The 16,219-nt window shown below is 67.8% G+C and carries 18 protein-coding genes and 1 riboswitch; of the genes, 7 read left to right on the top strand and 11 right to left on the bottom strand.

The window, feature by feature from the left end; all coding sequences use genetic code 11:
* Positions 1–24: 24 nt before the first annotated feature.
* A riboswitch (cyclic di-GMP riboswitch) is annotated at positions 25–111 on the bottom strand.
* A gap of 133 nt (positions 112–244) precedes the next feature.
* From H6717_17050 to H6717_17020, 7 genes are all read right to left on the bottom strand, one after another.
* A complete protein-coding gene (locus H6717_17050) occupies positions 245–757 on the bottom strand; it encodes a hypothetical protein (GenBank protein MCB9578739.1) in 513 nt (170 codons plus the stop codon).
* A gap of 155 nt (positions 758–912) precedes the next feature.
* The gene (locus tag H6717_17045) at positions 913–1,704 is read right to left on the bottom strand and encodes a PhzF family phenazine biosynthesis protein (GenBank protein MCB9578738.1); all 792 of its coding nucleotides are present in this window, start codon (positions 1,702–1,704) and stop codon (positions 913–915) included.
* Between the two features lie 7 nt (positions 1,705–1,711).
* Complete coding sequence (locus tag H6717_17040) at positions 1,712–2,089, bottom strand: hypothetical protein (GenBank protein ID MCB9578737.1); 378 nt, start codon at positions 2,087–2,089, stop codon at positions 1,712–1,714.
* The gene (locus H6717_17035) at positions 2,086–2,904 is read right to left on the bottom strand and encodes an enoyl-CoA hydratase/isomerase family protein (protein MCB9578736.1); all 819 of its coding nucleotides are present in this window, start codon (positions 2,902–2,904) and stop codon (positions 2,086–2,088) included. The genes H6717_17040 and H6717_17035 overlap by 4 nt, the downstream gene beginning before the upstream one ends.
* A gap of 57 nt (positions 2,905–2,961) precedes the next feature.
* Positions 2,962–3,330, bottom strand: a complete 369-nt coding sequence (locus H6717_17030) for a VOC family protein (GenBank protein MCB9578735.1) — start codon at positions 3,328–3,330, stop codon at positions 2,962–2,964.
* Positions 3,327–3,686, bottom strand: coding sequence for a hypothetical protein (locus tag H6717_17025; GenBank protein MCB9578734.1), 360 nt, complete (start codon positions 3,684–3,686; stop codon positions 3,327–3,329). Before H6717_17025 ends, H6717_17030 begins: the two co-directional genes overlap by 4 nt.
* Position 3,687: 1 nt before the next feature.
* Positions 3,688–4,287 carry a sterol desaturase family protein gene (locus H6717_17020; GenBank protein ID MCB9578733.1) on the bottom strand — a complete coding sequence of 200 codons (600 nt, stop codon included), beginning with the start codon at positions 4,285–4,287 and terminating at the stop codon, positions 3,688–3,690.
* Positions 4,288–4,589: 302 nt separating this feature from the next.
* Between H6717_17020 and H6717_17015 the strand changes: the two genes are divergently transcribed.
* Both H6717_17015 and H6717_17010 read left to right on the top strand, forming a co-directional pair.
* Positions 4,590–4,967: a hypothetical protein gene (locus H6717_17015; GenBank protein ID MCB9578732.1), complete on the top strand. Its 378-nt coding sequence runs from the start codon at positions 4,590–4,592 to the stop codon at positions 4,965–4,967.
* A 168-nt stretch (positions 4,968–5,135) separates the two neighbouring features.
* Entirely contained in the window at positions 5,136–5,936 is an 801-nt protein-coding gene (locus H6717_17010; protein ID MCB9578731.1) for a hypothetical protein, read from the top strand.
* A gap of 5 nt (positions 5,937–5,941) precedes the next feature.
* On the opposite strand, the gene H6717_17005 is transcribed toward H6717_17010, so the two are convergent.
* The 4 genes from H6717_17005 to H6717_16990 all read right to left on the bottom strand — a co-directional run bounded on the left by H6717_17005 (position 5,942) and on the right by H6717_16990 (position 10,409).
* On the bottom strand, positions 5,942–7,531 hold the full coding sequence (locus H6717_17005) for a benzoate-CoA ligase family protein (GenBank protein ID MCB9578730.1): 1,590 nt from the start codon (positions 7,529–7,531) through the stop codon (positions 5,942–5,944).
* A gap of 100 nt (positions 7,532–7,631) precedes the next feature.
* Positions 7,632–8,051, bottom strand: coding sequence for a hypothetical protein (locus H6717_17000; GenBank protein ID MCB9578729.1), 420 nt, complete (start codon positions 8,049–8,051; stop codon positions 7,632–7,634).
* Positions 8,052–8,217: 166 nt separating this feature from the next.
* Positions 8,218–9,069 carry a hypothetical protein gene (locus H6717_16995; protein MCB9578728.1) on the bottom strand — a complete coding sequence of 284 codons (852 nt, stop codon included), beginning with the start codon at positions 9,067–9,069 and terminating at the stop codon, positions 8,218–8,220.
* A gap of 257 nt (positions 9,070–9,326) precedes the next feature.
* Positions 9,327–10,409: an RNA polymerase sigma factor gene (locus tag H6717_16990; protein ID MCB9578727.1), complete on the bottom strand. Its 1,083-nt coding sequence runs from the start codon at positions 10,407–10,409 to the stop codon at positions 9,327–9,329.
* Between the two features lie 77 nt (positions 10,410–10,486).
* Here H6717_16990 and H6717_16985 point away from each other — a divergent pair, with 77 nt between their 5' ends.
* The 5 genes from H6717_16985 (at position 10,487) to H6717_16965 (ending at position 16,214) form a co-directional block, all read left to right on the top strand.
* Entirely contained in the window at positions 10,487–11,212 is a 726-nt protein-coding gene (locus H6717_16985) for a DNA alkylation repair protein (GenBank protein ID MCB9578726.1), read from the top strand.
* Positions 11,209–12,477 carry a class I SAM-dependent RNA methyltransferase gene (locus H6717_16980; protein MCB9578725.1) on the top strand — a complete coding sequence of 423 codons (1,269 nt, stop codon included), beginning with the start codon at positions 11,209–11,211 and terminating at the stop codon, positions 12,475–12,477. The genes H6717_16985 and H6717_16980 overlap by 4 nt, the downstream gene beginning before the upstream one ends.
* Entirely contained in the window at positions 12,456–13,616 is a 1,161-nt protein-coding gene (locus H6717_16975; protein MCB9578724.1) for a VCBS repeat-containing protein, read from the top strand. Before H6717_16980 ends, H6717_16975 begins: the two co-directional genes overlap by 22 nt.
* A 34-nt stretch (positions 13,617–13,650) precedes the next feature.
* Positions 13,651–15,318, top strand: a complete 1,668-nt coding sequence (locus tag H6717_16970; GenBank protein MCB9578723.1) for a POT family MFS transporter — start codon at positions 13,651–13,653, stop codon at positions 15,316–15,318.
* 230 nt (positions 15,319–15,548) lie between these two features.
* On the top strand, positions 15,549–16,214 hold the full coding sequence (locus tag H6717_16965; protein ID MCB9578722.1) for a succinate dehydrogenase cytochrome b subunit: 666 nt from the start codon (positions 15,549–15,551) through the stop codon (positions 16,212–16,214).
* Positions 16,215–16,219 lie beyond the last annotated feature (5 nt).

Raw genomic sequence — 16,219 nt, 5'->3', positions numbered from 1 at the left:
CGAGTCCGATGGTGCCCCGATGGTCTCGGTAACCCTCCAAACCCTAGGCTGCTGCCCTTAGGTCGATGGCTTTGCGCCCGCACCTTTCGCATGCGGTTGCCCTTTTCGAAGATCCACCTGACTCGAGGGCAGGAACGGACGCCCCGGACCCCCCTTGAGGAAAAACCTCAGTCCTCTTGCCCGAGAGAGTTTGTCGCTGCGCCGCGGAACCCCGCGGCCGCACCGCTACGGCCTCACGCGGGCGCTATTTGCAGGCGCTCTGGCAATCGGTGAAGGCCTGCTGGCACTTGGTCGGATCCGCCATCTGCGGGAAGCCGCCGTCCGTGGCCTTCGGGGTGAGACACACCTGGAGCACGCTCTGGCACTTTTCCACGCACGCCTTGCTCGGCCCCGCGGGAGCGGTGGTGGTCGCCGTGGCCGAGGGCGCGGCCGTGCTCGAGGTGGTCGCCGTCGTCGTCGGCTTGGCCGTCGCGGTGGTGGTGGGCGTCGGCGTTACCGTGGTGGGCGTCGGCGTGGTGGGCGCCGCCGTGGTGTCCGTGGCGGTCGCGGTGGGGGCCGGCACCTCGGGCTCTACCGGTGTGGGGCTTCCTCCGCTCGGCAGCTCGGCGCTCGCTGACGGACTCGGATCCGAGCTCTTCTTGCACGCCAATAGCGCGAGCAGCACCGCTGCCAGAGTGACGGTCGTGGCACGTTGCCGCGGTCCGAAGGGAGCCATGCGCGATCTGTGCTCCGGATCCGCCGCGGACGCAACGGCCATGCAGGGCTGACGCGAGTGTCAGGGGGCGACCGCGCGGCGCTGCGCCGTGACGCAGAGTTTTCGCCCTGGCACGACGGTTGCTGAAACACGTGGTGTTCGAGTGCGGCCCTCGGGCCGCGTGCTTCCTTCTTCTTCCTTTCGCGTTCGGCGGCTCGTCACACGACGAGCTCGCCGCGCATCACCGTGACGGCGTGCCCCAGGAGCGCGACGCGGTCTCCTCGAAGGCTCACGGAAACCTCGCCGCCGCGGCTCGACGCCTGGAACCCGAGCACGTCCGTCTTGTTCAGGCGCGCGCCCCAGAACGGACCGAGCACGCAGTGCGCCGAGCCCGTCACGGGATCCTCGTCGACGCCGGCCCCGGGCGCGAAGAAGCGCGACACGAAGTCGTACTTCGCGTCGTCCGCGGGCGCCGTGGCGATCACTCCACGCACCTTCACGCCGCCGAGGCGCCGGAAGTCCGGCGCCAGATTGCGCACTACGTGCTCCGCCGGCAGCTCCACCAAGACGTCGTAGCGGCTGCGGAAACACGCCGTCGGGGTGACGTCCAACGCCGCCGCCAGGCCTTCCGGCGCCTCGCAGCGTTCGGCCGAGAGCGCGGGAAAATCCAGCTCGATGCGCTCTCCGCTCCGGCGCGCTTCGAGCCAGCCGCTCTTGCTGAGGAAGCGCGCGGGAACGTTCAGGGGCAGGGTGCCGGTCTGCCACAACACGTGCGCACTCGCGAGGGTCGCGTGCCCGCACAGCTCCACCTCCACCGCCGGGGTGAACCAGCGCAGGTCGAAGCCGTCGCTCCGCGGGCTCACGAAGGCCGTCTCGCTCAGGCTCATCTCCCGCGCAACGTCCTGCATCCACACGCCGTCCCGCGGCGAGCTCAACACACACACCGCGGCGGGGTTCCCGCGGAATGGCACGGAGGTGAATGCGTCCACGATGGTGATGGGTACCGTCACGAGGGCCTCACACGCGTCCGAAGAACGCCTTGGTTTCGGGTTTGAGCCAGTAGATGAGCAACGGAATCGACGCCAGCATGCAGCACGCACTGGTCATGCCCAGGGCGATGAGCGCCAAGTGGTAGTACCAAGCCCACGGGCGCTTCGGTAAGAACGGCGCAACACCGAAAGCGATGGCGAACGGCACGCTCACCGCCGCCAGCACCACGGCCATGACCAGGTTTTCTCCTCGCATCGGCCCCGTCGAAGTCAGCACCAACGCGAAGCCCAGCACGGTGACGTACATCAGCGCCATCAGCACCGCGTACACCAGGTACCAGGTCCACACCGGGGGCGTCTCCGGCGGCGGCGGCTTCCCCCAGAAGTAGGGATTCGCGTCGTTCATTCGATTTCGGGGGGAAGTCCGTCGGGCGCTGTCCCCGTCCAGCGGGGGTCGCGCTTCCCGAGGAACGACAGCACCCCCTCCGCCGCGTCCGGTTGCTTGCCGATCCAGTCGAAGAGGGCGTCTTCCAGCGCCTTGGCGCGGACGGGATCCGTCTCCGACAGCTGGCGCCAGAGCAGCCGCTTGGTGATCGCCACGGACAGTGGTGCGGTGTTCCGCGCGATGTCCTCCGCCATCTTCCGCGCCGAGGCCATGAGCTCGTCGTGGGGGACCACGCGGCTCACCACTCCGTGCTCCAGCGCTTCGGCGGCGCTCAAGATGCGTCCGGTCAGCAGCAGGTCCATGGCTTTGGCCAGGCCCACCAGCCGCGGCAGGATCCACGTGCTGTTCGCCTCCGGCAGGATCCCGCGGCGGGTGAACACGAAGCCGATCTTCGCCCGCTCCGAGGCGATGCGCAGGTCCCAGTGCAGGGGCAGGGTGGCGCCGATCCCGACAGCGGGTCCGTTGATGGCGGCAATGATGGGGGTGGAGAGGTTCCAGGGGCGCACCCGCGCTTCCAGATCCGCCGCCGCCTGCCAGGCGCGCTCGCGGGCGAAGGTGTCCCCCCCGGGCTCGAGATCGGCCCCCGCACAGAAGGCACGGCCTTCTCCAGTGACGATGATGGCGCGCACGTCCGGGCGGCGATCCAGCTCGCCAATGGCGGCGTAGATCTCGATGCCCATTTGCGTGGTGTAGGCGTTGAGCCGCTCCGGGCGGTGGAGCGTCAGCGTCGCGACGGCGCCGTCCACGCTCACCCGAATGCATTCGTGGTCGGTCATCGCCGACGAGAGTAGCTCAGGTGGCCGCGACGGGTCTCGCGCCGGACCAACATCCCATCAAAACAATGGGTAGTGGCTGAGGGCGATGCGATTGCCCTCGGGGTCCCGAGCGTAGGAGCTGTGCTCCGTGCGCGCTTCGATGGCGTGGCCCGCCGCCTCCAGCCTGCGCTCGAGCTCCTCGCGCTGCGAGGGAGTGACCTCGAGCGCGATCAGAAACGGGCCCGCGCCCACCCCGTCCACCCGGCGCGGCGCTTCACGGGTGCGCTCCACCATCAATACGGCGCCCGCGAGATCCAACCACACCGCGCGCAGCGCACCTTCTCCGTCGAAGTGCCGCGCGACCTCCGCGAGGCCCAACACGTCGCAATAGAACGTCGCCACGCGCTGCACGTCACGCGCCCCGAGGGCGATGTGGTGCAGCTTCACTCGTCGTCGTCGGGATCGTCGTCGTCCCGATCTTCGCCGATGCCGCAGCTGTACAAGAAGTCGCTCACGAAGCCGACCATCCAATCCGGCCAGCTCGCCGCTTCTCCATGCTGCGCCAGGCGCTGGAGCTGCTTGTCGAGGTCCTGCAGCCGCTCCGGCCCGAGCCGCTGCACGTACATGCCCACGTGCTCGAGGGCGTCTCCAGCGGCATCGGGATCCACCACGTCGTCCTCGGCCAGATCCAGAAAGGCTGCACAGTGCAGGAGCGCGATCAGCAGCGGGTCCACGTCCAGGCCCTCGGGAATGGGCGGCATCATGTAGCGGCCCTCGGCTTCGCCCAACTCGTCGTCTGCCACGTCAGCCTCGCGTTCCGAACACCGAGTCCCACACCATGTTGGACACCCCAAAGCGCGAATCGTGATCCTTGAAGTGGTGCAGCATGTGGTGCTTTTTGAGACGGAGTCCGTACTTCGACTTCGGATTGAAGTGGTGGATGTAATAGTGCGTCAGGTCGTAGGTCATGTAGCCGAGCACGAAGCCGGCGTGAAAGGGCCACACGAACCGGCCGCCCCAGAGCGAGTAGAACAGGGCGAGAAACACGAAGAAGAGTGTGATGCTCACTGCCGGAGGCATCACCAGGCGGTACTTGTCGCGGGGCCACTTGTGGTGAACGCCGTGCACCAAGAAGTGCAGCCGTTCTCCCCACACGCCGCCCGGGAGCCAATGGAAGAAGGTGCGATGCAGCCAGTACTCCACCAATGTCCAGGTGGCGAAGCCCCCAGCGAACAGCAGCACGCTGGTCGTGACGCCCACTCCCGCCTTCGCCAGCCCAACCCAGAGCAACACCAGGGTGGTCGGTACGAACACGATCGGCACCACCATCGGATGAGTCCGGGAGAAGAAGTCGACGACGTCGCTCGCGAACATGCGGGGCGATTCGGGGGTGGCGCGCAACATGGGGATCCTGCGGCGCAACTTTAGGAACCTGCCTAGGCAATGGCAACGCTCTGACTCCGCGAACGGGGCTTCGCACCGGCCTTTCGGAGCATTCAGCTAGGGTGGAAAACCCAAGCCTCCGGGACATGGCTGTCAGGGGCCGAAAAACGTCCGAAGTACGCAATCAGTTCAGAGTCTCGGGGGTCGAAGTCCACGGCGGCCGAGAAATGCTGCGGCTTCAGATCCCCCGGGGCGGCTCGGCCGTACTGTTCTTCGGGCACGGAATGGATCGTGCACCACAGGGGTTGTCTGGAAAGGAAATCATGAGCCCATCTGCACACCGAACCCCTCCGTCCGACCCGCCGGAGTCGGATGCGGACCTCGAGGACGAGCGCTCCAGCGTGCGTCCACGGGTCGAGGTTCCCGAGTCTCAGGGGGGATCCTCGCCGCGCCAGAAGCTGGAAAGCGGCGAGTGGAGCGCCAACGAACGCGTCCTGCGCAGCAGTCGTGTCGAGCAGCTCGTGCGCATGGGTAAGGTGCTGTTGGCGGACCTGCCTGCGGATCATCCCCGCGCGCGGGTGCTTCGCGCGGCCATCGCTCGGCGTGACCCCGTCGTGCTCGAGGGCCTGCTGTTGAACTGGCAGGCCGAGCCGCCGGCCCGCGGCACCCGTCCGACGCGCCTGCCGGGAGACGACGACTGACCGTCTGATTTGGATTTTGTCGGTCCGCCGCGAAAACGTCGGGTCTCGGTCCCGTGTGACGTCGCGGTCACTCCCACCCACATAACCCTACGGAATTCCAGATCGACACGGGTGGCACGCCCCCTGCTCCTGGCCTCGCGACACGCTAATGTGGAGGAACGAGGCAACATGACGAAAGCGACGTTGGGAGTGATGCTGGGAGTGCTGCTCGGGGGCTGCGGCTCGAGCGGGGAGAGCACGGGGGGAGCCCCGGCAACGGATCTCACCGTGGTGCTGAGCGCGTCGACCCAGAGCTACCAGCACTCCGACGATCTCTCGGGGCAGACGGCCCGCTCGGTGCGCGCGGGGGTGCGCTCCCTCACGTTGATTGACGAGAGCAGTGGCGCGAGCTGGCAGCTCTTCGATCACGGACCGGGAGGACAAGAAGTGTCGTGGGACGACGGTGCGGCCACCGCCATCGCGACCATCCCGCCTTCGGACGTGGTCGCCGGTCACTACACCCGGGCGCGCATGGTTCAAGACTGGTCTCGGTACACGATCGACGCCACGCTTCACGACGGCACAGATGCGGTCGCCGGTAGTCTCTCGGGATTGCAGGTCACCAGCGACGGCGCGGTGGTGGACGGCAGCGCTCGGCCTCAGGGCTACTACGAGCAGACGTTCACGGCTCCCGGCGTGGACAAGACGTTCTCCGGCGACGACGCGCCCTTGCCCTCGGAGTCGAAGACCGCCGAGGCCGAGGCCGTGATCGAGAACGGACAGTGGGCGGTGTACTTCCCCGTAGACGTCACCGTGGCAGACGGCAAGACGGGCGTGCTCACGGTGCGGGCGAACATGAACGACGCCTATCGTTGGGACGATCTTCCTGGGCCGGGCTTCGAGGACGCCGTCTACGACTTCGCACCGCCGCTGTACGAGCCCGTGGCCCAGTTCGGCGGCAACCGCTTCGACGTGACGCTGAGCCCCTGAGGGCTTCAGCCCTTGCGCAGCTTGCCGCGATCCACCTTGCCCAGATGGGTTCGCGGCAAGGAAGGTAGGAAGCTCACCTTGCGCGGCGCCTTGTAGGGCTCGAGGGCGTCGCGCACGTAGGCCTTGAGCGTTTCCTCGAGCCCCTCGCTGCTCTCCGTCGCGACGACGAAGGCTTGGGGCTTTACCAAGCCGCTGTCGTCCACCACGCCGACCACGGCGACTTCCTTCACGGCGGGGTGGGTGAGCAGACAGTTTTCCACCTCCCCCGGTGCCAACCACTTGCCGCCCACCTTGAGCATGTCGTCGCCGCGACCGGCGTAGGTGAAGGTGCCGTCGGCGTTCTTCTGCAGCATGTCGCCGGAGACGTACCACTCGCCTCGAAACGCCTGCATGGTCTTGTCCATCTGTTGCACGTAGGCGATGGCGCGGGATTTTCCGCGTACCCAGAGCCAACCGACCTCGCCCTCGGGGAGCTCCTCGCCGTCGTCGTCGCACACCTTCACGTCGAAGCCGGGAACCACCCTGCCCAGGGTTCCGGGAGTCACGTCCCCAGGTCGATTCGACAGGAACACGTGCCACATCTCCGCGGTGCCCAGGCCATCGAGGAGCTCGACGCCGAACGCGTCCTTGAAGCGCTGGTACAGCTCCACCGGCAACGCCTCTCCAGCGGAGGTAGCGAGGCGCAGGCAGGAGAGGTCCTGCTCCGACGCCTGCGGATGGTTCACCATGTGGCCGACCATGGTCGGCACGTTGATGAGCATCGTGGGGCGATGTCGGCGAATCAGCGCGAAGAGCGCGTCCGCGGTGCAGCGCTCGGGGAACAGGATGGACGTACCGCCGACAGAAAAGGGGAAGAACAGGTTCGCTCCCGTGGCGTAGCCGAAATAGAGCTTCGGCACGCTGAGGGTGACGTCGCTCTCGGAGACGCCGAGCACGCCCTTGCCGTACAGCTCCGTGGTGTTGGCGAAGGCGCCGTGGGTCTGGACCACTGCCTTGGGGCGTCCTGTGGTGCCGCCGGAGAAGAGCCAAATGGCGGGATCGTCGCGATGAGTGGGGTAGTTGTCGAAGTTGTCCGAGCCCTGGGCGCACAGCGCGTCCCAACCGTGTTGTCCGTCGTCGGTTGGCGCGCCGCCTACGACCACGATGGCTTCGAGATCCCGAGCGCTCTTGGCGGCCTCCGCGAACGCGGCAAGCTGGTCGGCGTGAACGACGGCGACCTTGGCCCGCGTGTAGTCGTAGAAGTAGGCGATGTCATCGGGCTTCAGGTGGCAGTTCACCATCACCACGGTGCCCCCTACCTTGAGCGTGCCGAACAGCGCCATGGCGAACTCCGGAATGTCCGGCAGGGCCACGATCACGCGCTGTTCGGGATCCACGCCCAGGTGCTTCAGCGCCCGGGCGAAGCGGTTGGCCCGCGCTTGGACCTGGCGGTAGCTCACGCGCTGGTCCCCCGAGAGGATGGCGATCTTGTCGCCCTTGCCGTCGCGCACTCGGGCGTCGAGGAAGCGATCGGCGATGTTCAGGGCTGCGGGCAGCTCGACGGACATGTCCGAAAGAGAAGGTCGGAGCTGCCGCGCGGTCAAGCCGAGCTGCATCCGGGGAAGAGCCAGGCACCCGGCCTGGCTCGCCCGTCCCTCACGTCGGCGTTCACGCGGACCCCTCGGGACCGGGGTCCGGCGTGATGCCTCCGCGCCCTCACTGGGTGATGTTGAAGGTGTAGTCGCGGTTGTCGGTGCAGGTGCTGCCCGTGCGGTCGAACTCCTGGAACCGCTCCGAGCCCCAGCCGCGGCCGGTGTCGAGCTTGTAGTAGATCCGGAACTTCAGTGGGCTGCCCTCCGGAGCATTCTGGAAGTTCTGGTTCGACCAGTCGGCGCGGCCACCATTGCGAGAGAGGACCTTATTGGTGAGACCTTCGGTGTGATACGTGCTGCTGCTCGCCCCCACCGCGTAGGACAGCTTGGTCACCTTGATCGACACGCCCGAAGAGGCGTTGTTGATCACCTCGACGTCCACCTTGTTGCAGCTCTGACCTGCGGCGGCCGGCGTGGCGGCGGCGCCCACCAGACCAAAGGAAGCCAGAGCCAGCGCAGCAACAACCTTACGAGTCTTGATCATTTGTTTCTTCACTCCGTTGGATTCGAGGCTCCGTTGCCTCGCGACCAGACTCTTTTCCAAGTCCCGTGCCACCCCGTATTTGTCGCAATTTCGCGACAAACCGCCTAGCGGAGTGCAGCCCCCGGGTAACAGCCGCCAGCGCGGCCGGCGGGTCGGGTAACAGTCGCTACTCCCCGCTCGGCACCCACGCGAGCTCGCCGGGTTCGTTCGGCACGAAGGCCGCATCGTTGCCGTGCACCCAGTCGAGGGCGCGGCGCAGGCGTTGGTCCATGTCGCGCGGGAACCAGTGGCCCACGGGTCCCATGCTCATGAACGCCACGGGGAAGCGCTGGCGCGCCAAGCGCTTGGCCTGGCCCACCATCTGCCATTTCATCATGTCGCGCTCGCCCGCCGCCAGCACGATGCGCTGCACACCGGCTCGGCGCAGACGCTCCGCGTTCGGGAAGATCTTCGCGCCGATCAGGATCACCCCGCTGTAGCGACCGCGCCCGTCGTGCGCGAGGTCCATGCCGCGAATGGCGCCCAGGGAAAAGCCCACCAGGGTGCGCCCGCCGGCGTCGTCGATGGTGCCGGGAAACTCCGCCTTGGCGCGCTGAACGCTCCGTTCTACCGTTTCCTCGAAGCCCTTCCCCGACCAAATGGAACCACCGCCCTGGCAGCGCAGGCTGGCCCTCGGGCAAAGCAGCCAGCTGTTGCGGGTGACGCTGCTTTGGAACCACGGGCACTCGTTCTCGGGCTCGTCGCACATGCCGTGCAGCATCACGGTCACTGGTCGCGGCGCGCTGCGGGGCAGCGGCGGAATCGCGATCACCCCCGGCGCGTCGTCGGTCTCGCTCAGGGTCTCCGGCGCGCTGGGGAAGGGCAGGACCCGCGCGGGCGCGCGCTCCGGCGTGGGCACGCGCACCCGCGGAAGGTGTCGCGCCGCGGCTTCGGGCGGTGCCGTGACGCTCAGGGCCAGCGCGGCGAGCGCGCACGCAACAATGCCGATGCGCCCCGCGGGGCGCCGCTTCGTGATCATGGATGTCTCCCTTCCGAGCGCGAGGCTCACGTCGATGCGTCGATGTCGGACGTCGGTCGCGACGTGCGCCGCGCGACGTCCGTTACAACTCGGTCATCGCAAAGCGGCGTGAAAGCGTGACAGGGCTGCCCGCCGCTCAGCATCGGCAGCAGGGGGTTGTCGCTGCGGCGCGGAACCTCGCGCTCCGCGCTGCCGCGCCGCACAGGTCGTCCGCGAGGTTCCGCGCCGGGCCAACACCCGAATCGAAATGCGCGCGGCTACTTCGCGGACGGGTCGAACTTCTGCGGCACCTTCGGCTGGGGCTCGGCCTTGGGCTTCTGTACGGCCTGGTTCGACTGCACCGGCTCGCTGAGGCTGGGCGACGGGAAGTCCGTGGGGATCGGGTTCGTCATGCTCTTCGAGGGGAGCTTCGGCTTGCTCGGCGGGGCCTTGACCGGTGCCCCCTTCTTCAACATTTCTTCGATGTCCGGAGCGCGCTGGCCCTTGCTGGGCGGCGCGCTCTTTTCGAGCTGACCCTTGCTGGGCGCTTCGAGGGCGCGCTGGGCGGCGGCCCGGGCTTCCTGCACCCGCGGTTCGGTGTCGCCGGCGGGATCGAGGGCCTTGGCGCGGTCGAGCTCCTTCAGGCACTCGCGGTCGCGTCCGGCGGCGCAGTGCTCGAAGGCCTGCCGGCGGATCTCCTGCCCCCGCTCGCGGGGCGAGAGCTCCGGCACGGGCTCGCGCGCGATGTCTTCGGGGGAGGGCTGGGACAGGCCGCGCCACAGGGCGATGGCGGCGAGCACCAGGGCGGTGATGGCGGCCACGGCCGCCAGCTGAGCGGCCCAGCGGGTGCGGAAGTGGCGGCGCAGACGCGAGACGCGCTGGCGGACGCGGGGCGCCGGCACGTTGGCTTCGTCCGCGATGTGCTCGAGCTTCTCGCCGTCGCCCTCGCGCAGCATCCACTCCAGGGTGCTCTGGGAGCCTTCGCCTTCGGGCAGCTCCTTCTCGGCCCAGCGTAGGAGATCGCGGGCGCTGACCGGGGCGCTGTCCGCCACCGCCTCGTCCGGCCCGCTGAGCTCTCGGGGCACCTCCCGCCCGCGGCGGCGGTGCAGATCCACGATCTTGTTGCGGGCGATGCGGTGCACCCAACGTCGTACTTCTTCCGGGGTTTCTGGGGTGCGAGGGGCCGCGAGAGCATCCGCCAGGGCGGACTGCACGACGTCCTCCACCTCGTGCTCGGCGACGCGGCGCCGCGCGTAGCGAACCAGGGCGGCGTACAGCTCGGGGTCGGCGAGGAGATCTGCGCGGACGGAGGGCGTGGGTAGGGAAGGCATGGCCATGGCGGTGGGTATCCACCGCTCCATCGTCAGGATCCTCCAAAGCGTGACAGGCCAGGGGGCGATTTCCCTGACGCCGGAAAAAACCCTATCCTTTCGGGCCCATGCCCGGCCGAGCCCCGCCCCTTGTCCGCTCCCTCCGGCGCTCGCTCAGAGCGGCCGGGGACCCGCAGCGGGCGCCCGCGATGCAGGCGTACATGAAGAGCGAAATGCCCTTCGCCGGCGTTTCGGCCTCGGCTCGCAGGCAGCTCTTCGGGGCAGCGCTGGTCGAGCACTGGCCCCTCGACGCGGACGAATGGAAGCACGCGGTGCTGAGCTTGTTTCGCGACGCTCGTGTGCGCGAGGAATGGTACCTCGCGATGGAGCTCTACACGGCGAAGCGCGCCCAGCCGCACCGCCTGCCGGCGACCCTGCCGCTGCTCGAGGAGCTGATCGTGACGTCTGCCTGGTGGGACGTCGTGGATCACCTCGCCGCCCACGGCCTCGGGGATCTGCTCCGGCGCTTCCCGAAGCGCGTCGAGCCGAAGGTGCGCGCTTGGAGCCGGGCCAAGGATCCCTGGAAGCGCCGCTCCGCCATCTTGAGCCAGCTCCGATTCGGTGACGACACGGATCGAGAGCTGCTCTTCGACTGTATCGCGCCGAGCTTGGCGGATCGGGATTTCTTCTTGCGCAAAGGGATCGGGTGGGCGCTCCGCCAGCTGGCGTGGCACGATCCCGACGTCGTCGTGCGCTACGTGAAAGACCACGAAAATGAGCTCTCTCCCCTGAGTCGGCGCGAGGCACTCAAGAACGTCGAGCCCAAAGCTCGGCGCAAGAAGGTCCGCACGTGAAGCACGACGAATGGCACATCGAGCGCATGGTCCCCGGGGGCGACGGCTTCGTGCGCTTGCCCGATGGCCGCGTCGGCTTTTGCGCCGACACCGCACCGGGGGATCGCGTCGAGGTGCTCGACGTCGAAGATCATCGGAGCTATCTGCGCGCCACCCGCTTTGCGTTGCTCGCGCCCGGGCCGGGGCGCGTGGAGCCGCCGTGCCCGGCAGCGCACACTTGCGGCGGTTGTGACTGGATGCATCTCTCGCGCGAGACGGAGCTCGAGCAAAAGGGCCGCATGTTGCGCGAGGCGTTGGCGCGCACCGGCGGCTTTCATGAGCTGCCGTCGAGCCTTCCGGTCGTCAGCGCCGGCTCACCGGAGCGCTACCGCGGGCGGCTTCGCCTGCACGTGGATCGAGAGGGTCACCTGGGGCTGTTCGCGAAGGCCAGTCACGAGCTGGTGGAGGTGGAGAGCTGCCTCGTGGCCCACGAAGAGGTGGAGCGCGCGTTCTTGGAGGTTCGCAAGATCGCGCAGGAGTTTCCCGGAGCCCTGGCTCATTTCACCGAGCTCGACGTCCGTGTCGCGCCGGAGGGTCCGCGCATCGTGCTGTCGTTCAAGCGGCGGGACGATCGCCCGACGGGCGGAGAGCGCTTCCTCGCGGCTCTTTCTTCCCGCTTCGTGGTGACGGTGGTGGGCGAGGCGAGCGACGCGGACGACCAGCGCTTCCCGCTTCCCGGCGGGATTTCCCTGACGGCACCGCCGCAGGCCTTTACCCAGGTGAACTGGGCCGTGAACGAGAAGCTGGTGCAGGCCGTCGTCGAGGGCGCTCGCGAGCGGGGCGCCAAGCGGTTCTGCGACCTCTACTGCGGCGCCGGGAACTTCGCGCTGCCGTTGTTCGCCGCGGGGCTGACGGGAGTCGGCGTCGATCGCGGGGGAGCGGGTATCCGAGCCGCGCGAAACGCGGCGGCGAGCCAGGGGCAGCCGGCGTCCGCGTTCTTCGCCGGAGACGTGCGGCGCATCTTGCCGGAGCTCGTGCGCCGGGGTGAGCGCTTCGATCTACTGGTGATGGACCCTCCACGCACCGGGATCCGCGACGTGTTGCACGAGGTGGCGGGGCTCGGGGCGCCGCACGTCGCCGTCGTCTCGTGTGATCCCGTCACCCTCGCTCGGGACTTGAAGGGGCTCCGCAAGGCGGGCTACGCGCTCGCCTCCGTGACGGGTTTCGACATGTTTCCCCATACGCACCACCTGGAGGCCCTGGCTTGGCTCTCTCGCGCAGCGTGAGTGCCCTCGCGCTCTTGCTCCTGGCCTGCAGCGCGCGTTCGGGCGGCGACGAGGCTCCGGCGGACGCGGGCTCGGGCGGGTCCGGCGGAAGCGGTGGTGGCGGCGGTGCGGCGGGTGCCACGTCCTTCGCGTTGCCCCCGAGCGTGGACCTAGGCGCGGCGCCCCACGCGGTGGCGGCGGCGGACCTGGATGGCGATGGCTTGGTCGACCTCGTCGCGCTGGTGGACGGCGCGTTGATCGTGGCCTGGGGCGCCGAGAGCAACCCCTTCTCCGAGCGGGTGCAGCAGCCGCTCTCGGGCACGGCCGAAAGCGGCGTCCGCGCGGGGCTCGCGCCACGGGACGTGACCGGGGACGACGTTCTGGACGTGGTCACCTCCGCCGGGGTCTGGAAAAACCTCGGCGGCCGGAGCTTCGACTGGAGCTCTTTCGGGGACGAAGCCATCGAGGCGTTCCGACCCGTTGCCGTGGTGAATCGTGGCAACGGGCCCGAGGTAGTGCGCGGCAGCGCCTACGGCACGGTGGAGCTGTGCGCCGTGGGCTGCTCGGCGCTGCCCGGTCAGCCGGCGCCGTGCGGCACGCCGGACCAATGCCCGATCACGGATCTGACCACCGGCGACTTCGACGGCGACGCCTACGACGACGTGCTCGCCGGTCGCGGCACTTCTGCGTCATCGATGTGGAGCAGCGTCGACGACTACGCGCAAGCGCTGGTCGCAAATGGCGTGGTTGCTTCGGACTGTCAGGCCGGGGACGTGGATCGCGATGGCGTCACCGACGTCGTCGCCGGCGCGTCGGATCGCAGCGTTTGGCTCGCATCTCCCGGCGGGGTGGACCCGTTCTTCACCACCCAATCGTTCCCAGCGCTGCACCCCGGAGCGCTGAGCGCCCTGGCGGACGCGGACGCCGATGGCTGCCTGGACTTGATCCAGGTGGCGCCCGCCTTCGACGACGTGGGCGTGCGCCTGGGCAGCTCTTCGGGGCAGGGCTGCGCGGAGCAGCTCTCGGATGCCTGGACCACCGTACCGGGGGTGACGGGTGCCGTGCGGCTCGCGCAGCTGGACGCCAACGGCGACGCCAAACCCGAGTGGCTGCTGCTCACGAGCACTGGTGTGACCTTTGTGACGATCCCGGCGCTCTAGCGCTGGCTCCCGGTGGCGGGCATCATGCGCCGCCATGACTGAGACGGAGTACCGGACGTCGCCGGATCACGAGACGACGGGCTGGCCCCCGGGGGTGCCCTACATCATCGGCAACGAGGGCTGCGAGCGCTTCAGCTTCTACGGCATGCGCTCGATCCTCACGCTGTTCATGGCGGAGGTCCTGTACGTCAACCATCCGGTGTTCAAGAGCGACCCGGACGACTACGCCAAGGCGCACTATCACCTGTTCGTCGCGGCGGTCTACGCGCTGCCGATGATCGGCGCCATCCTCGCGGATCGCTTGATCGGCAAGTACAACACCATCCTCTGGCTTTCCTTGGTGTACACCGGCGGTCACGCCGTGCTCGCGGCCTTCGAGGGATCGGTATGGGGCTTGTGGGTGGGGCTCGGACTGATTGCCGTCGGCTCCGGCGGCATCAAGCCCTGCGTGTCGGCGAACGTCGGCGACCAGTTCGGCAAGAACAACTGGTTCCGCGTGCGCACCGTGTACCAGGCGTTCTATTTCATCATCAACTTCGGCAGCTTCTTCGCAACGCTTTTGATCCCGTTCCTCTGGCGGCACTACGGAGCCAGCATCGCCTTCGGTCTACCCGGCATCCTGATGGCGGCCGCCACGGTGGTGTTCTGGACCGGACGCAAGAAGTTCGTCCACGTGCCCGCGAAGCCCGGCGGCAAGGTGGGGCTTCTGGATGCGCTCAGCTCCACCGCGCTGTTCCTCAGCGTTGGCCACCTGTTCTTCACGGGGGATCTGTCGTGGTGGCTCGAGCTCCTCCTGAGCGTGTTCTTCCTGGTGCTGGGCTTCTACTTGTTCTCCGAGCGTCAGAAGCGTCATCCGGACGATGGCTTCTTGGCGGTGCTGGTCTTTGCCGTGAAGAGCTGGGTGGCGAGAGGGGCGGACCGGGAGGTGGCCGCGGCGGACCAACAAACCCCTGCCCCAAGTCCGGAGGTCGAAGAGCGACGCGCCAAGCTTCGAAAGAGCAGGCTGTTCGGCCCCGCCGTGCGGCACTTCGGCATCGAGGCGACCGAGGGGCCGGTGGCGGTGCTCAGCATCATGAGCGTGTTCTTCTTGGTCAGCATCTTCTGGGCCCTGTTCGACCAGCACGGCTCGAGCTGGATCCTGCAGGCCAAGCAGATGGAGCTCTCGGTGGCGCTGCCGCTGTACGGCGCGCTCGAGGTGCAGCCCTCCCAGGTGGCGGCCCTGAACCCGCTGCTCGTGATGCTGCTGATCCCGCTGACCAACTACGTGATCTACCCCGGGGTCGAGAAGCTGGGGTTCAAGGCTACGCCCCTCCGGCGCATGACCGCTGGCATGGTCGTTGCCGCCCTTTCCTTCGTGGCGGTCGCCTTGATCCAGGCGCGCATCGACGCTCAGGGGAACGGGGTGGTTCCCATCGAATGGCAGATAATCCCGTACATTATCATCACCCTGGCGGAGGTGATGGTCAGCATCACGGGCCTGGAGTTCGCCTATACCCAGGCTCCCAAGCGCATGAAGAGCACGATCATGGGCTTTTGGCTGCTGACCGTGTCCCTCGGCAACGTGCTCGTCAGCATCATCAGCCTCATCAAGCTCCCCCTCGCGGAGTTCTTCTGGGTGTTCGCCGGGCTGATGGCCGGGGCGGCGCTCCTGTTCGGGCTGCGCGCGTACTTCTACCGGTCTCAGGACTACATCCAGGACTGACGCTGACCAAAATCACGGCGTGCTCGCGTTGGCTCGGCGAAGGCGCTCGGTCTCCGGCATACTCCGGCCACTGCGAATTGCCCTGCCGATATGGGCTTCTCGCAGCGTCCCCCGAGCCCCAAATATCCGTTATCCTCCGCCCGCGCCCGCTGGCGGCTTCCACGCGGCGTGGCGTTTGGAGTAGTTAGACCCGGACTGGCTCGCCCCTGCGAGCGACAGGTACCGACACCATGGAAAAAGCGCTGACTCTCTACGACACCACGATCGGCAAGAAGGCCGTGCTGGCCGTCACCGGCATCGTGCTCTTCGGCTTCGTCATCGGCCACATGCTGGGGAACCTGCAGGTGTTCATGGGCCCCGAGCAGCTGAATGGCTACGCCCAGCACCTGCGCGACCTGGGACCCCTCTTGTGGGTGGCGCGCGCCGTGCTGCTGCTCTCCGTCATCACGCACATCTGGATCAGCATGTCCCTCGTGATGCGCTCGGCCAAGGCCCGCTCCGTGGGCTACCGCATGAAGAAGAACACGACCACCAGCTACGCCGCGCTCACGATGAAGATCACGGGGCCGCTGGTGCTCCTGTTCATCATCTATCACATCGCGCACTTCACGGTGCCCGGCGTGCCGATGGGCCACTACCAGCACAGCCACACGGACGTGTACGCCAACGTGATCCATGGGTTCAGCATTCCGTGGGTGGCCGGCGTGTACATCGCCGCGCAGATCCTACTCGGCTATCACCTGTATCACGGCGCCTGGAGCCTGTTTCAGTCTCTTGGCTGGAACCATCCCAAGTACAACGAGAAGAAGCGCCTGGTCGCTCAGACCATCGCCATGTTCGTCGTGTTCGGCAACATCTCCATGCCCCTGGCCGTGGTGGCCGGGCTGGTGAAGTGAGGAGC

The sequence above is a fragment of the Polyangiaceae bacterium genome, assembly GCA_020633235.1.
GTDB lineage: Bacteria > Myxococcota_A > Polyangia > Polyangiales > Polyangiaceae > JACKEA01.
This window is presented reverse-complemented; position numbering and strand designations above follow the sequence as displayed.